General features: G+C 45.3%; 24 protein-coding genes. 10 read left to right on the top strand and 14 right to left on the bottom strand.

Translation table 11 applies throughout. The features are described from left to right. Positions 1 to 39: 39 nt before the first annotated feature. Positions 40 to 2,694 carry a DUF2339 domain-containing protein gene (locus tag TOL_RS14390; RefSeq protein WP_015488088.1) on the top strand — a complete coding sequence of 885 codons (2,655 nt, stop codon included), beginning with the start codon at positions 40 to 42 and terminating at the stop codon, positions 2,692 to 2,694. Positions 2,695 to 2,727: 33 nt separating this feature from the next. On the opposite strand, the gene TOL_RS14385 is transcribed toward TOL_RS14390, so the two are convergent. The 4 genes from TOL_RS14385 to gpmI form a co-directional block, all read right to left on the bottom strand. Further along, positions 2,728 to 3,543 (bottom strand): divergent polysaccharide deacetylase family protein, encoded by an 816-nt coding sequence (locus TOL_RS14385; protein ID WP_015488087.1) that lies wholly within the window; start codon positions 3,541 to 3,543, stop codon positions 2,728 to 2,730. After that, complete coding sequence (locus tag TOL_RS14380; RefSeq protein ID WP_015488086.1) at positions 3,544 to 4,908, bottom strand: S41 family peptidase; 1,365 nt, start codon at positions 4,906 to 4,908, stop codon at positions 3,544 to 3,546. It abuts the gene before it with no gap. Positions 4,909 to 5,001: 93 nt separating this feature from the next. Further along, positions 5,002 to 6,129: a murein hydrolase activator EnvC family protein gene (locus TOL_RS14375; protein ID WP_015488085.1), complete on the bottom strand. Its 1,128-nt coding sequence runs from the start codon at positions 6,127 to 6,129 to the stop codon at positions 5,002 to 5,004. 3 nt (positions 6,130 to 6,132) lie between these two features. Further along, complete coding sequence (gpmI, locus tag TOL_RS14370; RefSeq protein WP_015488084.1) at positions 6,133 to 7,677, bottom strand: 2,3-bisphosphoglycerate-independent phosphoglycerate mutase; 1,545 nt, start codon at positions 7,675 to 7,677, stop codon at positions 6,133 to 6,135. A gap of 181 nt (positions 7,678 to 7,858) precedes the next feature. On the opposite strand from gpmI, the gene TOL_RS14365 reads away from it, so the two are divergent. Both TOL_RS14365 and secB read left to right on the top strand, forming a co-directional pair. Next, entirely contained in the window at positions 7,859 to 8,272 is a 414-nt protein-coding gene (locus tag TOL_RS14365; protein ID WP_015488083.1) for a rhodanese-like domain-containing protein, read from the top strand. Between the two features lie 17 nt (positions 8,273 to 8,289). Then, the gene (gene secB, locus TOL_RS14360) at positions 8,290 to 8,763 is read left to right on the top strand and encodes a protein-export chaperone SecB (RefSeq protein ID WP_015488082.1); all 474 of its coding nucleotides are present in this window, start codon (positions 8,290 to 8,292) and stop codon (positions 8,761 to 8,763) included. 87 nt (positions 8,764 to 8,850) lie between these two features. Here secB and TOL_RS14355 read toward each other — a convergent pair whose 3' ends face one another. The 10 genes from TOL_RS14355 to trmL all read right to left on the bottom strand — a co-directional run bounded on the left by TOL_RS14355 (position 8,851) and on the right by trmL (position 17,781). Beyond that, positions 8,851 to 9,882, bottom strand: coding sequence for a hypothetical protein (locus TOL_RS14355; protein ID WP_015488081.1), 1,032 nt, complete (start codon positions 9,880 to 9,882; stop codon positions 8,851 to 8,853). Then, positions 9,860 to 11,107 (bottom strand): hypothetical protein, encoded by a 1,248-nt coding sequence (locus TOL_RS14350; RefSeq protein ID WP_015488080.1) that lies wholly within the window; start codon positions 11,105 to 11,107, stop codon positions 9,860 to 9,862. Before TOL_RS14350 ends, TOL_RS14355 begins: the two co-directional genes overlap by 23 nt. 437 nt (positions 11,108 to 11,544) lie before the next feature. Then, on the bottom strand, positions 11,545 to 12,213 hold the full coding sequence (locus TOL_RS14340; protein ID WP_041588519.1) for a penicillin-insensitive murein endopeptidase: 669 nt from the start codon (positions 12,211 to 12,213) through the stop codon (positions 11,545 to 11,547). A 126-nt stretch (positions 12,214 to 12,339) separates the two neighbouring features. After that, positions 12,340 to 12,582, bottom strand: coding sequence for a hypothetical protein (locus TOL_RS14335; RefSeq protein ID WP_015488077.1), 243 nt, complete (start codon positions 12,580 to 12,582; stop codon positions 12,340 to 12,342). Beyond that, positions 12,583 to 12,957: a Tse2 family ADP-ribosyltransferase toxin gene (locus tag TOL_RS14330; protein WP_015488076.1), complete on the bottom strand. Its 375-nt coding sequence runs from the start codon at positions 12,955 to 12,957 to the stop codon at positions 12,583 to 12,585. A gap of 209 nt (positions 12,958 to 13,166) precedes the next feature. Further along, on the bottom strand, positions 13,167 to 14,741 hold the full coding sequence (locus TOL_RS14325) for an IS1182 family transposase (protein ID WP_015488075.1): 1,575 nt from the start codon (positions 14,739 to 14,741) through the stop codon (positions 13,167 to 13,169). A 121-nt stretch (positions 14,742 to 14,862) separates the two neighbouring features. Beyond that, positions 14,863 to 15,927: a hypothetical protein gene (locus TOL_RS14320; RefSeq protein WP_144055379.1), complete on the bottom strand. Its 1,065-nt coding sequence runs from the start codon at positions 15,925 to 15,927 to the stop codon at positions 14,863 to 14,865. Positions 15,928 to 16,031: 104 nt separating this feature from the next. Next, positions 16,032 to 16,364, bottom strand: a complete 333-nt coding sequence (locus TOL_RS14315) for a YnfA family protein (RefSeq protein ID WP_015488073.1) — start codon at positions 16,362 to 16,364, stop codon at positions 16,032 to 16,034. A 116-nt stretch (positions 16,365 to 16,480) separates the two neighbouring features. Then, on the bottom strand, positions 16,481 to 16,813 hold the full coding sequence (locus TOL_RS14310) for a YnfA family protein (protein WP_015488072.1): 333 nt from the start codon (positions 16,811 to 16,813) through the stop codon (positions 16,481 to 16,483). Between the two features lie 503 nt (positions 16,814 to 17,316). Then, a complete protein-coding gene (gene trmL / locus TOL_RS14305; RefSeq protein ID WP_015488071.1) occupies positions 17,317 to 17,781 on the bottom strand; it encodes a tRNA (uridine(34)/cytosine(34)/5-carboxymethylaminomethyluridine(34)-2'-O)-methyltransferase TrmL in 465 nt (154 codons plus the stop codon). Positions 17,782 to 17,875: 94 nt separating this feature from the next. On the opposite strand from trmL, the gene TOL_RS14300 reads away from it, so the two are divergent. From TOL_RS14300 to TOL_RS14270, 7 genes are all read left to right on the top strand, one after another. Next, on the top strand, positions 17,876 to 18,838 hold the full coding sequence (locus TOL_RS14300; RefSeq protein WP_144055378.1) for a type IV pilus biogenesis protein PilM: 963 nt from the start codon (positions 17,876 to 17,878) through the stop codon (positions 18,836 to 18,838). After that, a complete protein-coding gene (locus TOL_RS14295) occupies positions 18,822 to 19,472 on the top strand; it encodes a hypothetical protein (protein ID WP_015488069.1) in 651 nt (216 codons plus the stop codon). Before TOL_RS14300 ends, TOL_RS14295 begins: the two co-directional genes overlap by 17 nt. Continuing rightward, entirely contained in the window at positions 19,469 to 20,134 is a 666-nt protein-coding gene (gene gspM / locus TOL_RS14290) for a type II secretion system protein GspM (RefSeq protein ID WP_015488068.1), read from the top strand. The genes TOL_RS14295 and gspM overlap by 4 nt, the downstream gene beginning before the upstream one ends. After that, positions 20,127 to 20,453, top strand: coding sequence for a hypothetical protein (locus TOL_RS14285; RefSeq protein WP_015488067.1), 327 nt, complete (start codon positions 20,127 to 20,129; stop codon positions 20,451 to 20,453). The genes gspM and TOL_RS14285 overlap by 8 nt, the downstream gene beginning before the upstream one ends. Positions 20,454 to 20,463: 10 nt before the next feature. Then, positions 20,464 to 21,651 carry a pilus (MSHA type) biogenesis protein MshL gene (locus TOL_RS14280; protein WP_051052427.1) on the top strand — a complete coding sequence of 396 codons (1,188 nt, stop codon included), beginning with the start codon at positions 20,464 to 20,466 and terminating at the stop codon, positions 21,649 to 21,651. Further along, positions 21,633 to 22,664 (top strand): DUF6701 domain-containing protein, encoded by a 1,032-nt coding sequence (locus TOL_RS14275; protein ID WP_338055009.1) that lies wholly within the window; start codon positions 21,633 to 21,635, stop codon positions 22,662 to 22,664. The genes TOL_RS14280 and TOL_RS14275 overlap by 19 nt, the downstream gene beginning before the upstream one ends. An 86-nt stretch (positions 22,665 to 22,750) precedes the next feature. Beyond that, positions 22,751 to 25,789: a DUF6701 domain-containing protein gene (locus TOL_RS14270; protein WP_015488064.1), complete on the top strand. Its 3,039-nt coding sequence runs from the start codon at positions 22,751 to 22,753 to the stop codon at positions 25,787 to 25,789. Positions 25,790 to 25,831: the final 42 nt, after the last annotated feature.

Raw genomic sequence — 25,831 nt, 5'->3', positions numbered from 1 at the left:
ATGGTTTCTTGTGGTTAATTTAATTAAGGGAATGGCTGAATGGCAACGGATGGTGTGATGGGTTTATTGATGTTTATCGGTGCTGTACTTGGGGCGCTGGCATTTTTTCAAATTCGTAAACTCAAAGTTGAAGTTGCGCTGATCAAACAAGAACTCGCCACAAAGTCATCTCAGTCCGTGCTCAATCAAGCGGAAAATACAGCGCCCTTAGTAACTGCTGAACCGCTGAAAATGGTAGAGCAGCCCGTAGATATTAAGCCCGAACCTAAGGCTTCAACTGCTATAGCGGCCACGACGACGTCTTCGATTAATGCGCCCGTTTCTCAGCCTAAGCCATCGCAATTCGATATTCTATTTAGTCGTTTTAAAGAAAACTGGATGGTATGGCTAGGTGGTTTGTGTGTCGCCTTGGCGGGAATTTTCTTGGCGCGCTACTCCATTCAACAAGGCTTCTTCGGCCCAGTAGCCCGTATTTCTACTGGTATTTTAGTGGGCTTTGGTTTGCACTCAGGTGCCGAATGGCTACGTCATAAAAATAATGGCAGTGTTAGTTCAATAGCAGCCCTCGCGGGTGGCGGCAGCATAACCTTGTTTGCCACCTTATTAGCGGCTTTGCACTTTTATCAAATGTTTAATCCCACCACTATCTTCATTTTATTGGGGCTGGTGTCCTGCATCACCATGTGGTTAGCGCGTTTGCATGGCCCTGTGCTGGCGGCGATTGGTATGTTGGGTGCGTATGTCGTTCCCATATTGGTATCCGACGGTGGCGGCCATATCGAAGTCGCTATGTTGTACAGTTTAGTGATTAGCGCATCGGTTTTGTTTTTACTGCGCTATGTGTATCGCGATTGGCTTTGGTATGGGCTAATTGCTGGCGGTTTAGGCTGGTGGGGAATTTCGCTCCTTGATAGCGATATGAATGGCTGGCGGGGTGCCTATTTGGCCCTGTTCGGTTATGGCTTAATCGCTATTATGTGGCGCGACTGGTTGTTGCGCCAAGCTCTAGAAATACCTGAAAACAGCTCTTTATTTAATGTTAGGCAAGTATTAGAAGATAGCCGCGAACGCATATTGCCCATCACGCTCGCGTTGGTGTGTGGTGCACAGTGTATTTCTATTTTGGCCGAAGGTTTTGCCTCACTATCGCTGCTGAGCTGGTTACCTTTGATGGTGATTTTATTATTGGCGGCGCAGCGGCGACAAACGCTCACCGCACTGCCTTGGCTGTTATTCTTAGGTCAAATCGTTATTTGGCTATTGAGTCGTGTAAGTGAAACGAGTGAAAAATTCATACTGATTCCTATGCCTGAAGATCAGCAAGGCGCATTTGTAGGCTATTTGTTGATAACGGCCATGGTCGTCAGCGTGCTCAGTATTTGGAATCGCGCTAACAGTGCAACAAACGAACATTTTAATAGAGACGCATGGTGGGCATCGCTTGCGGTCATGGCTCCATTATTCTCATATGTTTTGGCTTACTTATTGTGTGGTTCTTTGTTGCAAGATTGGCTATGGAGCTTAACGGCAGCCATTATTGCAGCAACGTATATTGCCCTTGCAACCTACTCTGTGCGCGGTGAATGGCCGCAAGTTTGGTCGGTATGGTTATTTCTTGCCGGGCATTTCGGCTATGCATTTGCTGCTAGCTTGTTGTTTGATGAAGCGGGATTAACTTTAGCGATAGCCGTTCAAAGTATTTCGATTGCCGTGATTATGCAGCGCTTTAATCTTGCGGATATGAGTTGGTTGTTAAAGGTTGTGTTAGTGCTCGTCGTTGCACGATTAACCTTAAATCCTTGGGTGGCAGAGTATCCAATAGACACTCATTGGTCGTTGTGGACGTACGGCGGCTCGACTTTGTGTGCTTGGATTTCTTTATTGGTGTTACATCAATGGCAGCGTCGACTAGAACTAACACATGTGCGGGATTTAATGCGCTGGGCCGAAGCGGCGGTGCTGCATTTGTTTGTTTTGACGCTGTGGGTGGAATTACGTTATTGGCTTTACGACGGCGATATTTTCGCCGCTGAGTTTACCTTGCTAGAAGCGGCATTGAATGTCGGCTTATTCGGTACTTTGGCTTTGGTGTATCAACATAAACGTCGGGTGAGTCAGTCGTTAGCCAAACTTTATAACATCTATAGTCACGGTTTAATGACGGCTGCATTTCTAACATACGGCGTGATTTTAATAGCAACGCTTAACAGTCATGATTGGGTATGGGCAGCAATCAGCACCACGCCTATTTTGAATGCCTTGCTACTTGTCTTTGCCGTGCCGGTCTTGCTGGGTTACTTATCTGTTTATTATTTTGTACCGGAATATCGCAAGGGGGCTGCAGTCTTTACCGCTATAGCAGGTTTTATTTTTGTTTCGTTAGAAATACGCCACCTTTGGCAGGGGTCTATTAATCTAGAGCTGAGTACCAGCAATGGCGAGCTATATACCTATTCGGCAGTTTGGTTAGCGATTGCTGTTGCAGCTATTTTATCCGGCAGTGGACGTTTTGGTGTATCCATCTATCGAGGTGGCATGCTGATGTTAGGCTTGGTTGTCGCGAAAGTATTTTTAGTCGATATGTCGCAGTTGGCTGGTATCTATCGTGTTATCGCGTTCATGGGGTTAGGGCTAAGTCTACTGGGAATGGCCTTTTTGCATCAACGTCAGAAGAAGTCTGCGGAGCACGAATAACAAAATATCGAGTAGGATTTACACTAGGCTAATTTATTGCGGTTCTAGTAGTAATTGATAACGCGACACTAGCGGTAATTCCGGAGTTGGTGTGCGCCATTGTTGGCGTAGCAAGTAATCATCCGCACGTTGTAATTCCACGCCTTCTAACTCTACGGTAGGTAGGCGTTGCTCTAAATACGACAGTGTTTCTGGGTAAGGATGCCCAATTAAAACCGCGTGTCCTCGGCGTTTAGCAACGCTCAGTGCATGATTAAATTGTTTATTTAAGCTTTCTTCGGTGCGTTCGTTATCGAGAAATACATCGCGAGAGATGGTTGGAATACCCGCTTCTGAAGCGTTTTCGGCGGCGACGCTTAAAGGGCTGGTTAAGCTATCAACAAAGTACAAATCTTGTTCTGCTAATACTTCCATCACCCAACTCATGGCTTCGGGCTGCTGGGTGAGTAGGCTGCCCATATGATTATTCACCCCTTGCACATGAGGAATAGCCTCTAAGCTATCGCTCAGCGTTTGCTGTAAGTGAATACGATCCATATCAGGAGTCAGCGCACCGGGGCCAAGCTTAGCACCGCTTTCATTTGCCATTGGCGCATGCAGCATAATGCCATGCCCGTTTTGGTTAGCGCGTTCGGCAAGGCGGGCAGCAAAAGGAGTGAAAGGTAAAAACGCTAGAGTAACCGGTGCTGGCAGATTAACAGCGCGCAGCCCTAAGGTTTGGTTGTTACCAATATCATCAAGAATAATGATGAGCTGCGGTTTGGGTGGCAGCGGCTGCTCGGCGAACGCAGGAAGTACATGACTTCCTGCTATCAATCCACCCAGCAGAACAGAAATAAAGCGGTTCAATCAGCCCTCCGAGGCATTAACTCGGACTGGGCTTAGAATGCTAACGCCGCGCAATAAGGTGTGAGCTTCGTACAGCTGGAAATCTTTCTTGAGCAAACCGCTGTCTTTCTTTTCGGATGCGCTTTCTTTAGTGACGCTCGTTTTTTCTGAAACATCGTTTTTAGCTTTTACGGTTGGGTTACTTAAATGACCCGGTAAATCCGACTCTTTGTAATAGCGCTCTTCATACGGTGTTACTTCACTTTGTTCCACCAAGATATCAGGCACGATACCTTGTGCTTGAATAGAGCGATCATTCGGGGTGAAGTAACGGGCGGTGGTGAGTTTTACCGCACTGGTTTCGGTTAATGGCAGCACGCTTTGTACCGAGCCTTTACCGAATGATTGAGTACCAACAATGACTGCGCGTTTATGATCTTGCAATGCGCCCGCAACAATTTCTGAAGCCGAAGCGGAACCACCGTTAATTAAAACGACCACGGGTATATCACCGGCAACGGTATCGGCGGTTGCTTCAAAACGTAATTCAGATTGAGGGTTACGCCCTTTGGTATAAACAATAACCCCAGAGCTAATAAAGGCATCAACGACATCGACCGCGGCATCTAATACGCCGCCAGGGTTGTTGCGTAAGTCGAGAATAAGGCCATTTAATTGACCGTCTTCAGTCCATTTTTGTAGGGCTTTTTTCAACTCGGCACCCGTGTGCTCTTGAAATTGGGTTATGCGTACATAGCCAATATCGCCGCTCATCATTTCAGTGCGAACACTGGCGACTTTAATCTCTGCGCGTTCAAGGGTGAAGCTCAATAGCTCGTTTTCGTCACCGCGACGCACTTCTAACGAAATCTTGCTGCCCGGTTCGCCACGCATACGTTCGACGGCTTCACTGAGGGTTAAGCCCATAACTGGCTCATCATCCAGTGTCACAATAAAGTCGCCTGCGCGAATTCCTGCTTTTTCGGCAGGAGTATCGTCAATGGGAGTGATAACGCGAATCAAGCCATTTTCCATGCCCACTTCAATACCCAGCCCGCCAAATTTACCTGACGTGGTTTCTTGCAAATCGGTGAAGGCATCTTCCTGTAAATAAGCAGAATGCGGATCAAGTGAGGTAAGCATGCCTTTAATGGCGTAATCAAAAAGCGTTTTGTCGTCGATTTCTTCGACGTAAGCACTGCGAATGCGCTCGAATATTTCGGTAAAGTTGCGTAGCTCTTGTAATGGCAGCTGGCCTTGCAGGGTCGTCGCAGCTTTTACTTGTTCTGGGGTGGAAGTATCGTCGGCGGTTTCGGCACCTGCTTGAAAAGCCAGAGTGCATCCAAGGGAAAACAAAATAGGGCGTAGTAGGTGCTTAGGTAACATGATATTCCGGCTCTAATAGCGTTGTAATAATGACCGACGGGGTACGACTGTCCCAAGCATGGCACAAAAGTCACAGAGTGTTAACTCAGATGTCTAACGTATCCAAACCGCAGGATCTTGGGGCCGACCTTGGTAACGAATTTCAAAATATAGGGCGGGGTCTGTTAATCCACCACTACGACCAGCAGCTGCCACAACATCACCACCATTAACCCAACTGCCTACATCACGTAACAGTGTTTCATTGTGCGCATACAAGCTGAGGTAACCTTGGCCATGATCAATGATGAGCAGTAAGCCAAAGCCACGCAACCAATCAGAAAACACCACTCGACCATGATGAATCGCTCGTACTTCTGCGCCTTCTTGCACGCTAATTTGCCAGCCTTCCCAGCGCGACATGGTATCGCTATTGGCGTTACCAAAGGCTTTTAACACCCGTCCTGCCACTGGGCGTGGCAACTTCCCCTTCATTTTACTGAACGGGCGCTCGTCATTTTGGCGTGGACTGTTGGCTAAAATCGTTTCGACTTCAGCTAATAAATTTTCCAAGCGTTTGCGGTCGGCTTGTTTCTGCGTCAGTCGTTGCGACTCAGTATTCATCTTTTTACTGAGATTCGCCAAGATCCTTTGCTGATCTTTGCGTTTACTACTAAGCGTTTTGTTTTTGTTGAGCAAGGATTGTTCAGTGGACTTCAGCGCTTGTTCTTGTTGCACAATGAGCTCAGCGATTTGATCAAGACGCACCAGTTCGGCCATGGTGTGTTCAATATTCTCGACTCGGGCTTGATTAAAATAGCTGAAGTAACGCATTAAGCGTTGAGATTGCTGCGGATCATCTTGGGCTAACCACAAACGCAGAGCGCTTTCATCACCCATATTGCGTGAAGCAATCACTTGCTGAGACAGGTGACGCTGATGCTCAGTTTGAAGCTGGTGGAGCTGCGTTTGCTCCAGGCGCAACTTTTTTAGGCGGGCTTGCTCCTCTCGCAGCTGAGTCTGGGTTTGTTGTATTTGTTTGAGCAGAGCACCAATTTCTTCATCCGACTGTTTTAACGACTTGTTAAGATCGGCGTACTCGTCTTTGGCAGAGTTGAGCCACTGTTCGAGCTTTTTGATTTCAGATTTCAGTTCATTCAGGCGCGCCTCGTCATCATCGGCCCACACAGGGCTGATGATGAACAAAGACATCAAAGCAAATGCCAATAAGCGCAGAGACATCACTTAGTCGCCATAGCCGACCAAAGATTCACCTGTCATCTCAGCAGGCTGAGCGATACCCATCATGCTAAGTAAGGTTGGAGACACATCGGCCAGACTACCAGGACGCAAGTTAACGGCTTCTTCACGGTCTTGTACGTAAATTAGATTAACAGGGCCTGTGGTGTGTTGAGTCATGGCACGGCCTTGGTCGTCGAGCATTTGCTCGGCATTGCCATGGTCGGCTGTGATTAAGCATTCGCCGCCGACTTCCAATATGGCATCGGTGACTTGCTTTAAACAATCGTCGATACATTCGGCGGCTTTTACCGCTGCATCGTACACACCGGTATGACCCACCATGTCGCCGTTAGCATAGTTACAGACGATTAAGTCGTAACCACCGTTTTTAATGGCATCAACCAGCTTTGCCGTTACTTCTGGCGCGCTCATTTCTGGTTGCAAATCGTAGGTCGTGACGTCTGGAGATTGCACTAGAATGCGAGTTTCACCGTCATATTCTTCTTCACGGCCACCCGAGAAAAAGAAAGTAACGTGAGCGTATTTCTCTGTTTCGGCAATGCGCAACTGTTTCATGCCTAATGAAGACACGTATTCGCCGATGCCATTCGTTAGCGTAGCTGGTGGATAGGCGCAGCTGGCTTTAATCGTGGCGGCATACTCGGTCAGCATGACGTAGTCGGAAAGTGCTGGGCGAACAGCACGTTCGAAGCCAGTGAACTCATCGCCATCAACAAATGCACGAGTAATTTCACGCGCGCGATCTGGGCGGAAATTGAAACAAATGATGCTATCGCCATCTTTCACCACGCCAGAACCATCGCCAATCACAGTGGCTTGCACGAACTCGTCGTTCTCATCACGTTCATAAGCAGCGGCAAGTGCGGCTGTTGCGCTTGGAGCGGTAAAGGGTGCTTGAGCTTCTGTCATCGCAACATAACCTTTAGCAACACGATCCCAGCGATTGTCGCGGTCCATTGAGAAGAAGCGCCCAATCACAGTTGCGATGCTGGCGTTGCCTAAGCTCGCGCAATGCGCTTCTACTTTGGCAAGCGACGGCTCTGCGGAGCGAGGAGGCATATCGCGGCCATCTAAAATAGCATGCACATAGGCGTGTTTAACGCCGCGGGCTTTGGCCATATCAAGTAAAGCAATAAGGTGATCTTCGTGGCTATGTACGCCACCCGGAGACAACAAACCGGTAAAATGCACAGCACCGTCTGCGGCAATGGCTTTATCCATCGCGGCGCACAGGGCGGCGTTTTTGCTTAACTCATCGTCTTTAATAGCTTTATTGATACGAGTGTAGTTTTGATAAACCACTCGTCCGGCACCTAAATTCATATGGCCGACTTCAGAGTTACCCATTTGACCATCGGGCAAGCCAACCGCTTCGCCGGAGGTTTGAATCAGCACGTTGGGGTATTGCTCTAACAAGCGATCCCAAGTGGGGGTATTAGCATTGGCGATAGCATTGTTTTGGGTTTCTTTACGATAACCCCAGCCATCAAGAATGATTAACGCAGTAGGTGTTGGACGCGATTTCATGTAAAAACACTCAGTTTTGTAGCTACAACGCGGCTATTGTACCCGAACTCTCCGCGCTTGTACCGGATCTCAAAAAGACCGCTCTGGCCTTGTAAGTCATGGAAGGAATGTGCATCGCCGGTGGTGGGCGGGGCACTCAGGCGGTATACTGCCGCCTTCGATTTTCATGACGATGGTAATTATGGAACAGCTTTTCGAGTTTGTTGGCAATCACGCTGGTCTGATCGCGATCTGGGGTGCCTTTGTTGTCGCTCTTATGTGGGATAACAATCGCCGTAGTGGTGATTCTGTGTCTACAGCGCAAGCCACCCACCTGATCAACCGCGAGAATGCCTTAGTAGTGGATATTCGCGATAAGAAGGAATTCTCTACCGGTCATTTGGCGGGCGCAGTGAACATTCCTTACGCAAATTTGGCTTCTCGCTTAAGCGAGCTTGAACGCCACAAAAACAACCCCATTATATTGGTATGCAAATCCGGTCAAACGGTCGGGGTGGCAGGCAAGATGCTGCGTGAGAAAGGTTTTAACGCAGTGCGAATGAAAGGCGGAATGATGGAATGGAACAACCAAAACCTGCCACTCGTTAAAAAATAATTAAGAAGGACTACATCATGGCTGAGAATCAGCAACCGCAGTTCGCGCTGCAACGCATATATGTTAAAGACGTATCATTTGAAGCACCTAACTCGCCTGCAGCCTTCACCAAAGCGTGGAAGCCAGAGATCAAGTTAGATCTAAACAGTGGTGGTCGTAAGGTTGACGAGCAACACTACGAAGTGTCTGTAAAAGTCACCATTACAGCAACCAACGATGGCGAAACCGCTTTCTTGGTTGAATTGGTTCAATGTGGTTTGTTTGCCATGGTTAACATCCCAGAACAACAACTAGGACAAATGCTAGGCGCTATGTGCCCTAACATCCTGTTCCCATATCTGCGCGAAAGCATTGATAACTTAGTTGTTAAAGGTGGTTTCCCGGCGTTGATGCTGGCTCCGATTAACTTCGAAGCTCTGTATCAGAAGCGTGTGCAAGAAGCACAAGCTGCAGCAGCTGAGCAATCATCAGCGGAACAACCAACTCACTAAGAGAGTTGGTTGTTAGTGCAATAAAAAACCAGCCTAGCGCTGGTTTTTTTGTTTTCTTATATTGCTAAAGCATTCACTTTAAATGACTCAGTTACGAGTGAACCACTGTACGCCAGCAAAGCCTTTGTAATTGTTTTCATACCAAAGATAGTGACCTTCAAACTTCAAAAGTCCTTCCGGCTCGTAACAACTGTTTTCGAGGTTCCAAGCTGATATTAAGGTTTCACCTCCAATGGTGCCCAACAGGCGAGGCGACGAACTGACATCAGGAACCTTATTGAGATCCCAAAAATCAAATTCTTGTGACGACTTATTGTAAAGCATCAACTCGTGAGCGCTGTATTCATCTCTTGCGGGTGCTAGTAGATGCTGTTCGTTTACGATGAAGTCGTCCCCATTTGCTGATGAACTCGATCCAAAAGTGTACTCATCCGTCACCAATGTCATATCGGCACCGGTTCCAGTCGCCGCAAACAGACGCGACCTAGAATCGCCTTCGTCTGAGTAATCTTGCACATAGAAAGCAGAAACATCACCAGAGTGTGCTGAGGCGTATTGAACGGAACGCCCAGCGTCAATGATCTGGTGAGAAACAGTACCGTTCTCAGCGATGTCGATCACAACCACTTGCCCCGCTTCTGATGTGACGAGGCCGCCAATCGAATAAATAACTCTGGAACCATCGCTGTTAGTGGTGAACGAATTACTCACCTGCACACCGGATGGAGAGATAACACTGATTTCTTGTGTTATGACGTCTAATAAAGAAAGTTGGTAAGAACCAGCCCCGTTGCTATTAAAGATGAAGTACTTCGAAGTAGCAGCACCCTTTGGTTCAAACTTGATAAAATTCAGGCTGACGTCAGACGTCGCGGTGTAACCATCGGCCTCACTGATATGCACAATACGACCTAGCGATTCATTTCTATAACCACTTTTTATGAAGACATCAAAACCCCCGTCACCCGCAATGATTGATGCGTAGCCAGAGCCGGTATCGCTGACGGATGCGAGTAATGTAAGCGCCTGAACAGACTCTGAATAGGTCCAAAACTGATGAAGGTTGCCCGACTTTGAGCTGACGATAAGCTGCTCATTAACCAGAGATACCGAAGTCATTGGCAGGAGCACCTTCAAAAGGAATCGCAGTCAGGCTACCCGTCATCAGGTCGACTTTGTGTATCAAGCCGGTGTCATTATTGGCTAGGAGTACAAGCTCACCATCACTCCAAGGCCCAGAGAAAACGCCGCGCTCAAGCGTTACTTGTAAAACGTCATTCGAGTTGTCGGAGATGAAAAGTAGGGTGTCATTGCTATCGTCAACCTTGTAGGTACTAATAACTATCCCGCCAGTGACTCGCGCCTGCGTGCGAACTTTAGTGTCTTTATCAAGCTCCAAAAGCTCGGTAATATCGCCAGAATTAATATCAACTCGACTGAGTAATCCACTATCAAGTCGGTAGTAATAGGCATCACTCAGCATTTCATAATAATCGGTATAGACATCGACTTTAGGTGGCAGAAGCCCTCCGGTCGGAGTGACCCTGTTATCAGACGTAACTTTGTAAAATGAGGCATTATTCCCGCCACGCATTTCCCCTTCTTGTGCACACTGGCGTAGTGCGTAGCCGTTAGATAGCAATGTCATCGCAAAGGGCTTTTTGGCATATACTTCGCCATCTTCTGAACGAAAACGTTGAGTGGCACCGACATAGTCTTCTGCCACATAAAACTCGGAATTAAGGTTGTCCCATAGTCCGGCGATATTGCTGTCGTCTTCTTTATAAAAAGCACCAACAACAAGGCGATCACCCTTACAGTAGGCGTATTGATCGATCGTATTACTTGCTACCTGAGAGGGCGTCGGATTATTTCTATCAAAATCTCGCTTGGCAGAACTTGCAGACCAAATTGAGTGCCCAAACTCATTCTTAGGCAGTGTCGATGTGATAATGCCCGAGCTTTCCTCAAGCACCCAAGTGCCTTGGGTATAAAAATACCCTTCTGAATAAAAAGGCTCAAGAAGATTTAGCATGGCACCTAGATCAATGGATAAACCCGGTAGAACGTCGATATCAAGATTGGTATTTGGGCTTCCAGAAATATAATCAGCTGTCGAAATATTATCGACATAACTGCGCTGAATATAGGTGCCATCCTCTAAGAATTCGTAGGTTAGTTCAACCGACCCGCCACCGATGCCGGGGATATTTCGGCTCCAAGTATCCTGAATACAACTGGCTGTTGTGCCGCCAGATGTTATCGGCGGAATACCTTCATCCACACCACCGCAAGCTGAAAGCATTGCGCCAAATAATAACGAAATTAAAATCCGTAATGTCATGGTACACCCTCATCCGTAAGATTATTAAAAGTCGTTAGATCTTAGGGAGAATCACCAGTAGTCAATAGGTCGACATAAGTCAGTGACCGTTTGGAGAATAGTTTAAAGCGGTTTTGTCGCATCACTGCCGGGCGCATTACGCCAGTAATAATGATAGTCCATATAGTTACTTACGAAGACAGTCTAGTAACCTTATGACCCAGTAAAAAATGGTGGCGCCTTGCGGAGAAAATTCAATTATTCGATTAAGAATAAGTCCTCGGTCATTCGAGGCGGCCACGTTTCCCATAACCCCCGCGCAGGCTACAAAGAAAAAAATTGCCAGAATAAAGATAGTTTTATTTGGCATATATGGGATGCGTACTTCATTCATTGTTCGAGTCTTTTTATGGCTAACGCTTGTAGCAATTTGTGTCAGGTGACTACACTTGTTAGCACTATGACTTACAGGGTATTTCAAAGTCTATATGATAGTGCTCGTCATGACGAACCCATGAACGCTTTTTTGAAAATTGAATATTCTTAAGTAAGTATTCAGCGTACTTTGTTTTAAACAAATAAGGCCGAAGCTCTGGGTCAAAAATTACACGCCAAAGATCATAACCTCTGCGTTTTGTTTCTTTATGCAATGAAACAATATGAGCAGCCATTGCCTCAAAATCGATTTGATATTGCTCATATTTAGCATTTTGGTCAAATTCAATATTGTAACCAAATTTATTTAGAGGGCTTGTTGGCAAATGAACAGACTCACCATTTTCGTTTACTACTGGAACCATAAAATCTACCGACAGGCCATTTCTATGGGTTTTATGAGGCTTAAACTGCCCCCCTTCCTTAAAACCAGTTTCAGCGTACTTAAAAACTTTTTCAGGATGCTCTAATTCGAGACTTTTGTAAGACGTCACAATAATATCGCGCACTGTAGAGTGCACGTACGTTCTACCCGCAATGCTCGCTATAGAACTATAGCCTTCAAAGTTACTACCACTCGAAGGTAATTTTACGCCATCCTTTAAGCTTCCATTGGAAGTGGTTCCGTAACATGTACTTTCATTAGCCATCACAGCTAGCGGCAATAAAATCAATATTATTAAGTACTTCATACTCTCCCTGAGTGCTAACGCCCCGCTCACCTGCACATACTGTGGAGAGCGTTTTTGTGTAAAAATGAAGCGCAGCGACAGACACAAAAACGAGCGTAGCAGTATGTGTCAGAGTGCAGCGGTTTGTTATAACTTCTCTCGGCTAAAATCAAGAATCTGTTCACCAAAAATTTTTACTGCATTTTTCGATACGTTCTCATAAAGACTAGATATCTCCATGAAGTCGTTTCCTGCATCTGCGGCTTCGTCCTCATCTTCTGATTCGTAATTTATTGCTTTTAAACGTTCCATTTCTCTTGAAAGTGCTTCCAGAACGTACCGGGCTTCCCAATCATTCAATTTAACTTCAAGCTCACGAATATTCGCCACTTACATAACCTCTTTTTTGAATACTTTAGTACACTTTAGTGCCAACTTAGATAGCAAGCCTATAAATTCGTCAAGTGGCATATTTGTAATAGGGCAAATACTATAGTGACCGGGACGGTCGTTAAGTAATTTCAAACCTGTGGGAACTTGTGTTCCTCTGCTTATCTTCCATACCCAACCAGACATAGGGGTTTTATCTAAACGCTCTTTAGTTGATAGCGAAACACCCTTTCCATTTGCAATAATAACAGTAATGCCATTTAATTCTGTGGTATCAACATCCTTCGGACGTCTAACATTTGTAAGACGAGGGCTAGATGAATTTCCAAGCCTGTATAGATCTTCAGGTGCAAAAAATAGATCTTCAATTTGCATAAATAACCTCCTTATTTGAATATTGGTAATAAGTTATAACGAGCCTGTAGAAAAACCTATTTCTTGGCCATTTCTTCAGGCTTCTTCCTTTGTTAATGATCCAATTCGATAATTAATAAAAATTGAATCTACTTTTGGTTATCTCGGCAATATTCTAGCTTTTTAGATAATTAATCTTCTAAGAGCCGCTATCACGCTCAATATCCGCTTTATCTTGCCAATTCACCGTACCGCATGATCTTTTCTATGTTGTGAATCATGCAGTACAACTGCCATTGGCCTTGAACTTTCGCTTTGCCTCGCAAGCCAAACCGTTTCAGGCCTTTATTGGTTCCTATATTGGCAAAGACTGGCTCTACTGTCGACATTCGATGGCTATAAATGTGCTTACCATGGTCACTGTCCACTCGGTGCTTCATCCAATCTGTATACGTGGGTTTGCGTTTGTCGTTGATGGTGAAGGAGACTTGCCGTCCTGCGCCTTTGCGATGGTTCGCGGCTTCGGGGTTTTCCATGCATTCATGTTTTAAGTCGCAGTTTCTGCATTGCAATAATCGACCTTCGAAGAAGGCTTTGGATTGCCCACTTTCACTCAAACGCTCACCACGAAAACTGAGCTTCTCGCCTGCGGGGCAATAGCAGGTCATTGCCGTTGGATCGAATTTGAATTCTGTCGCCGGGATGACGTTGCGACGTGCGCTCTTTGGCTTTTCTTGATGACGCTTTCCGTACTTTTCCTTTTGATCAAAAAATTTTGGATCACGCGAGCGGAATTGATTATCAGGAATGTAGGCATCTATTTTATTGTTATGCAGGTACTGCATATTTTGTTCATTCGCAAAGCCAGTATCAGCGGTTACTGTGACTTTGTAGCGGCCTGTGTAAACGTCCTTTCTTATCCCTAGCCTTTGATAGCGAACCTTTATATTTTCCAGCACGGGCTTGAGTGTGTGGTGCTCTTGGCCTTCGCCAAAGGCTTGCGCATCAATAATGATTTGGTGCTTTCGATCAACGGTTGCTACGCCGTTATAGCCTTGAATAGTGCCTTTACTGGTTGTCATTTTTCCCGACTGATTGTCGGTAATATTACTTTTTACTTCTTTTGGCCGTTTACCTTGCCCCATCCTTGGGGCTGCTGTCTTTAGGAATTGATCGACCTTATCAAACGCTTTATTTAAGGTATCGAGAGTCTGCTGACTTCGGCGTTGTCGTTCTACAGTATCAGGATCTTGTTTATCAAATTTCTTATGTTCGTTTAAGCAACGACGAATCTGGCGTTTTAATTTATCACGTTTATCTTCTAGCTCTTTTAACGTGCCAGACCATTCTTTCGCGGCATTAGATGGCATTTTACAACCATCAATGGCGAACAGCTCATTGCTCAATAAACCTTGCTGATGACAGACTAATAGGATCTGTTCAAACAATTCTTCAATGGCTTTGGGGTAGCTACTGACGAAACTGGCGATGGTGGTGAAATGCGGTACGCTATCGCATGACAGGGCTTTAAAGATGATATTAGTTTCACAGCACCACTGAATTTCTCGACTCGAAGTGATGCCTTTAGAGTAAGCGAATAAAATTATTTTTAATAATATCGCTGGATCGTAAGCCGGACGGCCACAGTCATCATTTTTATAATTTGGATTAAAGATGGAAAGATCGAGCTTTTGATCGATGAGGTAATGAATAGCGTATTCAAACGTACCTGGTTGCAATTGATCTTGATAGTTAATCACGACCATTGACGTTTGGTTGTAGTTGTATGGCTTAAATTTAGGCATAAGAACCACTCCATGTGAGTGGCTCTATTTTATCAAAAATAGACGTGAAAAATAGGTTTTTCTACAGCCTCAACGCCCGTGTAAAGCGCACGAGGAACGAGTGTCGCATTTGACGCGTTTGTTAAGCGTCAACATGAGAACTCCCAAAGCCTAAGCTGGCCACAAGCTTTTTGCGTGGGGTCCCGATCTTCGATTCGAGAGCACGAAAATATACACCTAATGCCTGATCGTCAGCATCTGAACCAGGCCAAAATACAGACAACCCTTCATTATATAAACCTTCAATGAAAGTAATGTGTGTTATCGCTAGGAACAATCTAATAAAATTGGATGGTGAATTGAAGTCATTCTTTAATAGGTGAAGTATCATGTGCCTATTAAAGCCATTACTTTCTTCATTACTTGGCTTGTATAACACTTCACGAAAGAAAATTTTAAAAGAAGATATGACATCACATTGTGGGTTCAGATGCACTAAAAAATCAGACAAAACCTGATTGTCATAACCATTCCCTGGGTAATGATCATATCCTTTTAGAACTTTCTCACCCCAATTGAACAATATACTGCCAATCCCACTCTCGAATTTTTCGGAACTGACATTGGTCAAGTCAGAGCCATTTATTTTATGTTGCAAGTTTCTAAGCCCCGCCTCAAAAACGGGAAGCAATGACATGATTGCAACATGTGGCATCGAAAGATAATAAGCCTCAGTAGCTTCAAATATTATGTCTTTATATTCGCCCAGACAGTTACTCTTAGAAAAGTATTTATTTAGATATGTTGAAGCAATTTCAGGGGAAAAATTATTAGACAGCCATTCGTTTGATCTTACAATCGGATATTTCGATGAATTAATAGTATTAATATCTCTATCTAAAGTACCTTCACCAATATAAAAAAATATCGGTATTGATAATTTAAGCATTCTTTCTTGAAGCTTTAACGTTGTTCCGTACTTTTTATTGTAATATGATATTTTTCTCTCCGTCACAAAGAATCGTTCATCTCGTAAAGAAAAATCAAAACCTACTATGTTTCTGATTTTTTTACTGCTCACCTCGATATCAATATTCGTATTCTTCTTCACGATTAATTTAACACTTTCGATAGAAAGAATGTCTTTGCGGCATAGACACCTAAGAACCTCCATATTGTCCATGATTCGAACTTCCTGATTGTCCATATCATCCTCGACGCTTAACGCTTTACTAAGCGGCGCGGAATAGTTGGCTAAAATGGCGAGGAACGAGCACTAGCCAACTGTTTAGCGTCCGTTTGAGTAACTTGTTATGTACTGCGTGGGGCGAACATGATAATTGCCATACCCACAAGTGCTATGCCAGAACCCACAACATCCCAAGTGGTTGGACGGATGCCATCGACAGCCCACAACCACAAGATAGCCGTAAAAATATAAACGCCACCATAAGCGGCATAAACTCTACCTGCTGCGGTTGGATGTAACGACAGCAACCAAGCAAATGCAGCAAAGCTAATAGCGGCAGGAACCAGCAACCAAATCGATTTCCCTTCACGTAACCAAAGATATGGTAGGTAACAACCAATAATCTCCGCCAAAGCAGTAATTAAAAAAAGGCCTAGCGTTTTTATTTCTGGCAAAAGACGATTCCTCTGATTGTTTGCACATAACGCCCTTGTTTAGCGGCGCCCAAGTAGCGCAGCGAAATGGGCGTCCGGTGTAGGGCCGGAGGCCCGGAACGAACTACAACAGTTGGTTATGTGGTGCGCGGCGCAAACATGATGATAGCCATACCCACCAGTGCAACGGCTGAGCCAACTAAATCCCAAACTGTTGGCCGAATACCATCGACGGCCCAAAGCCACACGATTGCCATAAAAATATACACACCACCATACGCAGCATAGACCCTGCCGGCAGCGGTGGGGTGCAGCGAAAGCAACCATGCAAATGCTGCGAGACTCAAAGCACCTGGCACCAGAAGCCAGATGGTTTTGCCCTCACGAAGCCAGAGGTAAGGCAAATAACAACCCACGATCTCTGCCAATGCGGTGACGAGAAAAAGACCGACTGTTTTCAACTCTGGCAATGAAATTGACCTCTTGGCAGTAACACATAACAGTTTTATTCATGCGCATGCGCGTTTTGACGCTTCGCTTCCTTTTTATGTTTCGAGTCTAACCCACTGTCTATGCTACGAAAAGTGCCTTAAATAAGTAGAACCTATAGCGTGTAAACGCGCATGCGCGTTTACACGCTGGTGTGATCTTTACATTTGGCACACTATCAATCTGCCCAAGTTTCTAACTTATTGATTAGTCTTGTATTTTTATTAATAGTTTGCGGCAATTCGAGCATGACAATTTGGGTGGTGGAACGTAAACGCGCAAATAATCTGTTAATTAGCTAGATATACTGTATATAAACTACAAAGCTATCAATAAATCTGCGGATGCTGCTTGTTGAAGTAGGGTAGGGCCAGAGGCTCGATAAGCAACTTCTGGCCACCCGTTCGGAATCAGTTTTTGCCGGTGGGCTTGAGGGTCTCTTCGGCTTTTTTGGTTATTGGGCTGATTCGTTCAACTTCCGCTATCACAGCATGCCGCTGTAGTCGTTTTGTCGCCAAGCTTCGTACACCATGACACTCACGCAATTCGATAGGTTCATGCTGCGGCTGTTTACTGTCATGGGTAAGCGTAACCAGTTTTCGCGCGGAATCTGCATGCGCACATCTTCGGGCAGCCCTCGGGTTTCTGGCCCAAACATCAGGTAGTCGCCGGGCTTAAAGCTTGCGTCTGAGTGGCGGGTGCTGCCTTTGGTGGTAAGCGCGTATAACCGTTGAGGTTGTTCGCTGGCCAAGAAGGCGTCGAGATTTTTGTGAATTTTCACATGGGCCCACTCGTGATAGTCGAGGCCCGCGCGCTTTAAGCTGCGTTCTTCCATATCAAATCCGAGTGGTTCGATCAGGTGTAGTTGGCAACCAGTGTTGGCACAAACACGAATAATGTTACCGGTGTTTGGCGGAATTTCTGGTTCGAACAGGACAATATTGAACATCTATTCGCTTCTTTGTTCGATTTTGTCGCCATTATAGTCAGGTAGGCAACCTTAGACCATCGACTTTGTGAGCGTGGTCTACACTGGAGTTACAGTGTCTCTTAGATGTGAGGTCGCCATGCGCTGGCCGTGGCAGAAAAAAAGTTCTAACTATACATATTGTCTCGGAATTGAGCTAAATCACGGCAAAGCATTTGCTGTGTTACGCGACGCTACTGGTGTTGTCGATAGCTATGCTTCAGAGCAAGACGAAGAAGGCTTACAAGGTTTATCGCAGTGGCTTGCGTCCAAGCGTTATGGGCGTATCCCAGTAACGGTTTGCTTGGATCAATCGCGCTATGAATTGCAGTTAGTGGATGCTCCGCCGGTGGCCGATGATGAGTTAAGTGATGCCTTAGGTTTTCGCATTCGTGATCTGATCGGTGAGTCGGCAGTGAATAAATTGCTGCAAGCTTTCCCGTTGCCAGGTGACGCGTATCGCGGGCGTATGTCGATGGCATTTGCAGCGATTGCCGACCGCGATTATCTGCGCGATATCGTTAAGTGGTGTCGCGATGAAAATCTTGAATTGCAGACGATGACCATTGATGAATTAAGTTTACTTAATTTGGTTGCGGCATTAGAGCCGGAAACCAGTGTAGGAGTGCTGCGTCTAGAGCCAAAAGAAGGGATGATTTATCTCTATCAAGATGGTGCTTTGTATTTCACGCGGCATTTAAATTTTGGTACCGATGATTTAATGCCTGAAGAGGCACAGGTCGGCGACTTTACTCTAGAGAATAGTAGTCGTGGCGATATGCTGACGCTTGAGGTGCAGCGGTCGATGGATTATTTCGAAAGCCAACTAGGTCTAGGATCCATAGGCCAGCTGTGGGTATTACCGCCTGATACCGTGACTATCGACAATGTATTAATTGAATTGGAAGGTAATGTTAATACGCCGGTTCGCCTTTTATCCCTCGAAACAGCATTCAATCGTCAACTAACGGAGTCACCGTTAACGGCGTCATATGCGGCCGCTTTAGGAGGGACGCTAAGTTATGAGTTGGCAAATTAAGCAAAATCTTAATTTTTATACAGAAGAGTTTCAGCCGCCGAAACTTCCGCATGAATTACGATTAATAATAACAAGCGCTGCAATACATGTTGCGGCTATGGTTGTTATTGCTCTGGGGCTTATGTTGTTTTGGTTTTGGCAAGGAGAGGAGCTGAAATACGCACAACAGCAGCAAAAGTTTTTAGAGCAAAAAATTGTTGAAGTTCAAGCATTAAGGCCCCCTCTGGTTGTTGACGCGCGGCTTGCAGAGCAGCGCGATCTAGCGCGCCGCCAGTTAGAAGGTGGACAAAAAGTATTGCGCTATTTAACTCAGCAACAATTAGAAGAAGGCCAATCATTTACCCAATTGGTATCTCAGTTGGGTGATCAAAATGTGAAAGGCGTTTGGCTTAATCAGTTTTCTATTTCAGATCAAGGTCGTCATATTGGTCTGCAAGGGTATGTGGATGATCCCGCGAAGATTTCAAAATATGTCTCCACTCTTGTAGAAAAGAGCGCTTATCAGCGTCGAGCATTCCGTTATATCGATGTGCAAAAAGAAGTTGATAAGCAGTGGCTACGTTTTCAATTAGATACCCGTGGGCACCCACAAGATTTACTCTCATCTGCTGCTGATTCGGGGGTGCGTAAATGACTCCTTTGTGGTGGAAGCATCCGCAGGTTGAGCGCGCTTTAGATGCTTATCGGGGCTTATCTGAGCGTGAACAAAAACTCGTATTAATAACGGCGCATGTCGTAGTTGGTATGCTACTTATTTGGGTGCTTTTGCTACCGATTTGGGAGTCAGCCCATGCAGAGCTTAAGCAAACAAATGAAGTTGTTGCGACTAATCAGCGCCAACAAGCCCATTTAGAGCGACTACAAAATAGCCCAGTGATTGATCTCAATCAGCCGATTCGCAATGAATTAGCCGAATTTCAGCTGCAACAATCGCGCTTAGATAATCGTATAGCCGCATTAACCAATTCGCTAGTTTCTCCCGAGCATATGGTAGCGGTATTAGAGCAGCTACTCATGCAAGATAAACGCCTGCGTTTAATTAGTTTGCAAAACTTGCCACAAACCGATGTCGATCTTGGTGAAGAATATGCTGATGTTGAGCTATATCGCCATGGTGTTCGGGTCAAAATGACGGCGACTTACGATAGTTTGGTGGCCTATTTAAAACGCTTAGATAGCCTGCCGTGGAAAGTATATTGGCAAGCATTGGAATACCGTGTGGATAAGTATCCTGATGGCGAGCTGGTATTGGAGATCTTCACTATCAGTACGCGGGAGGACATGCTCGGTGTTTAAATTCATAGCTATTATTACTTTGATGACGGCGCTACTACCACCTGCGTTTGCAAGCGATCCAACTCGTCCGCCGGAAGGCTTATTTGCTGCGCCAGTTCCATCGCAAGCACTCAAACAAGAAATACGATATCAATTGCAGCAAATACGGATAACCGATAACGGTGCCAGCGCTGTGGTTAATGGTGAGCTTGTACGTGAAGGTGACATGGTAGGTAGCGCCAAAGTTATAAGCATTAGTGCAAACGAAGTTGTATTAAAAATTAAGCAAAAGCAACGAGTTCTATCTTTAATTAATAAAACCAAACGGTTGAGTCAATAGGAATCCGGTTGTGACATTATTTAGCCGACAGATAACAAAGTACGTGATGAGCTTAGTGTTAAGCTTAGTATTCATTAGTGTCTCGGGTTGTGCGCCGATGCAAGAAAAACCGAAGGCGAAAGAGCAGACGACCTCTAAGTCTAAGCTTCTGGAGGCCGATTCGGTAGCACCTGCAGAGTTGAATTTGCAACAATTACTGCCGCCATTGATCGTGCCAGATGGAGCAGATCAGCGCTTTGATGTAGTAGCAAATGACGTACCTGCTGCAGCCTTTTTTAACAGTTTGGTGGACGGTACGGGGCACAATTTAATTGTTCACCCTGAGGTGTCGGGCACGATCACTTTAAATTTGAATAATGTTTCTGTGCGGGAGGCATTAAGTGCGGTTCGCGACATCTATGGCTTTGATTTTGTCGAGTCATCGTACGGTATTCAAATTCTGCCTAAAAAGGCGCAAACCCGTATTTTCCCTATCAATTACTTGAACGTACAGCGCAAAGGCCGTTCGGGCATGCAAGTAAGCAGTGGTCAGGTTGAGGTTACTAGTTCAAGTAGTGGCAATGATTCTAATTCAAGCTCTACGAGCGAAACGACCCGCAGTAACAGCAATTCCTCTGAGATAGAAACTAAGTCGGGTAGTTCGTTTTGGGAAGAGTTACAGCAGACATTAACCTTAATGATTGGTCATGAAGATACCGCGCGCGTTGTTGTTGACGCTCATGCTGGGCTGGTGATCGTTCACGGCTTGCCAAATACATTAAACCAAGTGCAATCCTATCTCGAACAAACCGAATTAAGTGTGCAAAAGCAAGTGTTGATAGAAGCTAAAATTATTGAAGTTACTCTAAGCGATGGTTATCAAGCAGGTATTAATTGGAGCACTATTGCAGCACAAACCGGTAATAACGATGTATGGGCAAGCCAAAGTTCTGTTGCGCTCGCTAACCCCGATTTAATTGGCGGTATTTTTTCTCTTAATGTCGATGTTGGTGATTTTACCGGTGCTTTGAGCCTGTTAGAGACTCAGGGTGATGTTGAAGTGCTTTCAAGTCCTCGTATTGCCACCGTTAATAATCAGAAGGCTGTTATTAAAGTCGGTAGTGATGAATTTTTCGTTACCGATGTGAGTAGCACTAATACAACGACCACAACGGGTACAACTGCGCTAATACCGTATCTATTAATGAATCTGAGGTAGGCGTTTTTAATTTTAATGTCACGCCTCCACTATACCAAGGCGCGGCACTCGGTTCTTTAAGCAGTACAAGCTTAGTGACTTATAGCAGCGGTCCTACAGGACGCTTTATTCCTGATCATTTCGAAATTGCTGAAGTAACGCCAGGTAGATTAGCGGCTACGTGTTCTACCGGTAATCTTTATTCTGGAGAAACGACCACTTGGGCAGAGGCACCGGAATACACATTTACAGCACATAATGTTGGCCACGGTATTACTACGAATTATACAGAGACTGGTTATACAAAATTGACGGCTGCCAATGTATTTTCTGGAATTGTAGAGCCAACCACCGATGGCAGCCAAGATGGAACGGATAACAATAAATTGGCCGTGAGTTTGACGTCGAACCAAGGCAGTTTAAACATAGCCGCTACGGATTCTGGGGTGATGAACTATGTCTTTAGTGCTTTAGATGATGTCACTTATCAGCGTAGCGCTGTGGCTGAAGTTGCACCTTTTATACCGGATTTAGATTTTAGTTTTCCGACGACGATTGCTGATAGTGACGGCGTAGCCGTGTCTTCTCTCGTTAATTTTAGCCCTGATACATCTGCGATATCGTTGCGTTTTGGTCGTATATGGTTAGAGGATGGTTACGGTCCTGAGACCGAAAATTTAATACTGCCTCTACGTGCCGAATATTTTGATGGCACTGGTTACCTTATCAATATATTGGATGATTGTAGTGGCTGGGATGATGCTAATGCCAGTGCAGATACACTGACGGCATTAATGACTTCTACTGGAACCTTAGTTGGTGGGTCGAGCAATGCCGATGGCTTATTGTTGCAAGCACCTACGGCGGTGGCGGGAACGCCCGATACCGGCAAGGCAATAATCACATTGGCCGTGCCATCTTGGTTACAGGGTGATTATGACAATAATGGCTTTTATGAAGATCCGAAGGGTATCGCGTCTTTTGGAATTTGGCGCGGACATCAACGCGTCATTTATCGCCGAGAGTTACACTAATGTTTATTTTATTAACGCCTCGGGAAAATCATTATGAGTGATAAATATGTTATTTCCGACGTCTTGACGGTCGGCTAATAAATCCAGTGTTTAGATTACTTTTACTAATAAGTTTTTTACTGCTTGAACAAGACGTCGTTGCTGCAACTGTCGCATTTTTAGATGACTTTGAGCGTACTTCGTTGGGTAGCGATTGGACAGTTAATGCTGTCGAATCAGGTGCTAGTGCAGCCATTAGCACAGCGGTAGCTAACTCTGGTACGCGCAGTATGTATACCCGTGGTGGCATAGTTTATGTCACGTCCAGATCGATTGATTTATCGGCTTCTAATTTTTCTGAGTTATCTATCTGGGTTCGTATGGGTGCAGATGCGTATAGCGAACGCCCTAGTGCTGGCGATGATTTAGAAGTCGATATTTATTTAAGTGATGGCAGTTGGAAACGAGTCGCCTTATTTGAAGGGCCTGGTAATAGCAGTGGCGACATTTATAATTTTTCAACGGCGTTACCCGACAATGCGTTGCATGCTAATTTTGCTGTGCGTTTTCATCAAATAGATGGAACCAGTAATGATCACGACTATTGGCATATCGATGATGTAACCGTTACAGATTATGACGTTGGGCCTGTAGTTAACGGCTTATTTTACGATGGCTTTGAGCGTGCTGCTCTCGGAACTACAGACTGGTCTATTAGTAAAGTGGATAGCCGCAGTGATTCATCTATAGGAACGCAAATCGCGAGCGTAGGAACGCGCAGTATGTATACGCGCAGTGGCGAAATATACGTAACAACTCGCGCCATTGATTTATCTCCCTATGACTTTGTGCAGATGAGTTTTTGGGTGCGAAGTGGTTCGGATTCCTACAGCGAATGGCCGAGTTCTGGTGATGATTTGCATGCAGAAATGCTATTGGAAAATGGCACATGGCAACGCATAGGGACGTATTTAGGATCTGGTAGTACGGGGGGCGACACTTATGAATATTACGCGCGTTTACCAACAAATGCCTATCATTCGAATTTTAAATTACGATTCCACCAAATAGATGGCAGTCTCAATAATGATTTTTGGCATATCGATGAAGTTCTTGTTGGGCATCGTAGCCCAGCGCTAGAAAACATTGATCACTATTTATTAACCTTTAGTGATCAAGCACTCACTTGTAATGCACAGGATGTCGAGATTAAGGCCTGTTTAAATGCAGATTGCTCGACGCTTTATACCGATGATGTTGATGTGACATTAACGCCAAGCGGTTGGACGGGGTCTAATACGGTAACGATTTCGGGCGGTACGGCGAATGTATCATTACGCCAAGCCACTACGGGGACGGTCACTCTGGGTGCAACGTCAACTACGCCAGCTGCGGATAATGCAACGCAGTGCATTATCAATGGCGGCACGGCATCCTTATCTTGCGATATGATTTTTTCTGATTCGGGTTTTGTATTTTCTATACCGGATTTTTTAGCAGCAAAAGGTGCGACAGGAATTACTATTCAAGCGGTAAAAAAGAGCGATGCCAGTGAAGCTTGTATTCCTGCCTTTGCCAGTGTGAGTAAAACTCTCGATTTTTGGTCTGATTATGTTAGTCCAAATTCAGTTGGGCGGCCTGTGTCTTGGCCTGTTGTGGTAAATGGTGTTTCTATCGGTGCCAGCTCCGGTACCGCGACGCCAATTTCGTTGGCGTTTGACGCGACAGGAAGTTCAATAATCGATGTTAATTATGCCGATGCCGGACAAGTGCAAGTGGATGCACGTTACAGTGGTAGCGGAGTTGATGCTGGCCTTGTCATGACGGGGAATAATAGTTTCGTTAGTCGTCCTGCGGGTATGTGTGTGAGCGCCACAACTATTTGCAGTGCCGGTGATGCAAGTTGCCCTAAATTTATGACCGCAGGAACCGCATTTCCTCTCAGCGTACAGGCGGTGGCTTGGCAGACTGATGGCGATACTGACTTTTGTGCTGGTAATGGCAGTACGCCAAATTATAGTGCGACCGGAGTTGGTTTAAGTGCTGCAGTCTTGTCGCCGTCGCCCGCCAATTCTGCTGGTGCAGTTTCCCCCGCGAGCTATGACCATGGCGCTATTGCGGCGGGTACGCACAGTGTGTCTATTAGCGAAAGTGAGGTTGGCGTATTCCGCTTTGACGTGACCCCGCCAAGTTACTTTGGTTATAACCTTGGTGTGTTTAGTAGTGAGCCAATTGGTCGATTTTATCCAGATCATTTTGCCGTGTCAGTGAGTGATGACGGCTCTTTAGCAGCGAATTGCAGTACATCTACTCCGTTTAGCTATAGTGGCGAAGAAATTACGTGGTTGGTTGCGCCGCAATTAACAATAACTGCAAAAAACTCAGCCAACGTTACCACTCAGAATTACACAACCTCAGGTTATTTGAAGTTGTTGGTAGATGATATTGATGTGGCTAATGTCACGGCGGATAGTTCTGCAGTTGATGGCGGAGCCGTACCTTTGTCAATAACCAGTATCTTTAATACAGGAACATTAAATACAACGTCGTTTGGTGAATTAACTTACGACTTTAGCCCATTAGATCTATTTACTTATACCCGCGAGGCACGCGCAGAGATAAACAGTTTTACTCCCGATATTTTAATGAGTGTTACTGATATTTCCGACAGCGATGGCGTTGCCATGCCCTCCAGTCCATTGACCTTTACACCGCTGGCCAATATGGATGTTCGATTTGGACGCTTATGGCTTGAGGACTCTTACGGTCCTGAAATTTTTGATGTGGTTATGCCGTTGCGAACCGAATATTTTGATGGAACGCGTTACCAAATAAATCTTGATGATTCGTGTACCGCTTATTCTAGTGCTAACGCAAGTGTTAGCCCCACCACGCTAACTCAAGTTGATACGAGCTCTGGTGTTGTGATTAGCGGCGTCAGCGGTGCATCTGGATTAGTGTTGTTGGCACCAACGTCAGTGATAGGCACTCCTGATACCGGAAAAGCTACCGTTACATATGCTACGCCAAGTTGGTTACAAGGCGATTATGATAATAATGGCAGTTTTGAAGATGCTCGTGGCACTGTAAGCTTCGGTGTCTATCGTGGTCATAATCGTGTGATTTATCGGAAAGAAATTCGCTAAAAAAAAGCCGACATAATGTCGGCTTTTTACTTTGATGCTTTA

This window comes from Thalassolituus oleivorans MIL-1, assembly GCF_000355675.1.
GTDB classification, from domain to species: domain Bacteria; phylum Pseudomonadota; class Gammaproteobacteria; order Pseudomonadales; family Oceanobacteraceae; genus Thalassolituus; species Thalassolituus oleivorans.
The sequence above is the reverse complement of the archived record's forward strand: the minus strand, read 5'-3'. Positions and strand labels throughout refer to the sequence as shown.

Bases quoted from the DNA above. Each gene is read 5' to 3' on its own strand.
- TOL_RS14390 (WP_015488088.1), top strand. From the start codon at position 40: ATGGCAACGGATGGTGTGATGGGTTTATTGATGTTTATCGGTGCTGTA.
- TOL_RS14380 (WP_015488086.1), bottom strand. From the start codon at position 4,908: ATGTTACCTAAGCACCTACTACGCCCTATTTTGTTTTCCCTTGGATGC.
- TOL_RS14375 (WP_015488085.1), bottom strand. From the start codon at position 6,129: ATGTCTCTGCGCTTATTGGCATTTGCTTTGATGTCTTTGTTCATCATC.
- gpmI (WP_015488084.1), bottom strand. From the start codon at position 7,677: ATGAAATCGCGTCCAACACCTACTGCGTTAATCATTCTTGATGGCTGG.
- TOL_RS14365 (WP_015488083.1), top strand. From the start codon at position 7,859: ATGGAACAGCTTTTCGAGTTTGTTGGCAATCACGCTGGTCTGATCGCG.
- secB (WP_015488082.1), top strand. From the start codon at position 8,290: ATGGCTGAGAATCAGCAACCGCAGTTCGCGCTGCAACGCATATATGTT.
- TOL_RS14355 (WP_015488081.1), bottom strand. From the start codon at position 9,882: ATGACTTCGGTATCTCTGGTTAATGAGCAGCTTATCGTCAGCTCAAAG.
- TOL_RS14350 (WP_015488080.1), bottom strand. From the start codon at position 11,107: ATGACATTACGGATTTTAATTTCGTTATTATTTGGCGCAATGCTTTCA.
- TOL_RS14340 (WP_041588519.1), bottom strand. From the start codon at position 12,213: ATGAAGTACTTAATAATATTGATTTTATTGCCGCTAGCTGTGATGGCT.
- TOL_RS14330 (WP_015488076.1), bottom strand. From the start codon at position 12,957: ATGCAAATTGAAGATCTATTTTTTGCACCTGAAGATCTATACAGGCTT.
- TOL_RS14325 (WP_015488075.1), bottom strand. From the start codon at position 14,741: ATGCCTAAATTTAAGCCATACAACTACAACCAAACGTCAATGGTCGTG.
- TOL_RS14320 (WP_144055379.1), bottom strand. From the start codon at position 15,927: ATGGACAATCAGGAAGTTCGAATCATGGACAATATGGAGGTTCTTAGG.
- trmL (WP_015488071.1), bottom strand. From the start codon at position 17,781: ATGTTCAATATTGTCCTGTTCGAACCAGAAATTCCGCCAAACACCGGT.
- TOL_RS14295 (WP_015488069.1), top strand. From the start codon at position 18,822: ATGAGTTGGCAAATTAAGCAAAATCTTAATTTTTATACAGAAGAGTTT.
- gspM (WP_015488068.1), top strand. From the start codon at position 19,469: ATGACTCCTTTGTGGTGGAAGCATCCGCAGGTTGAGCGCGCTTTAGAT.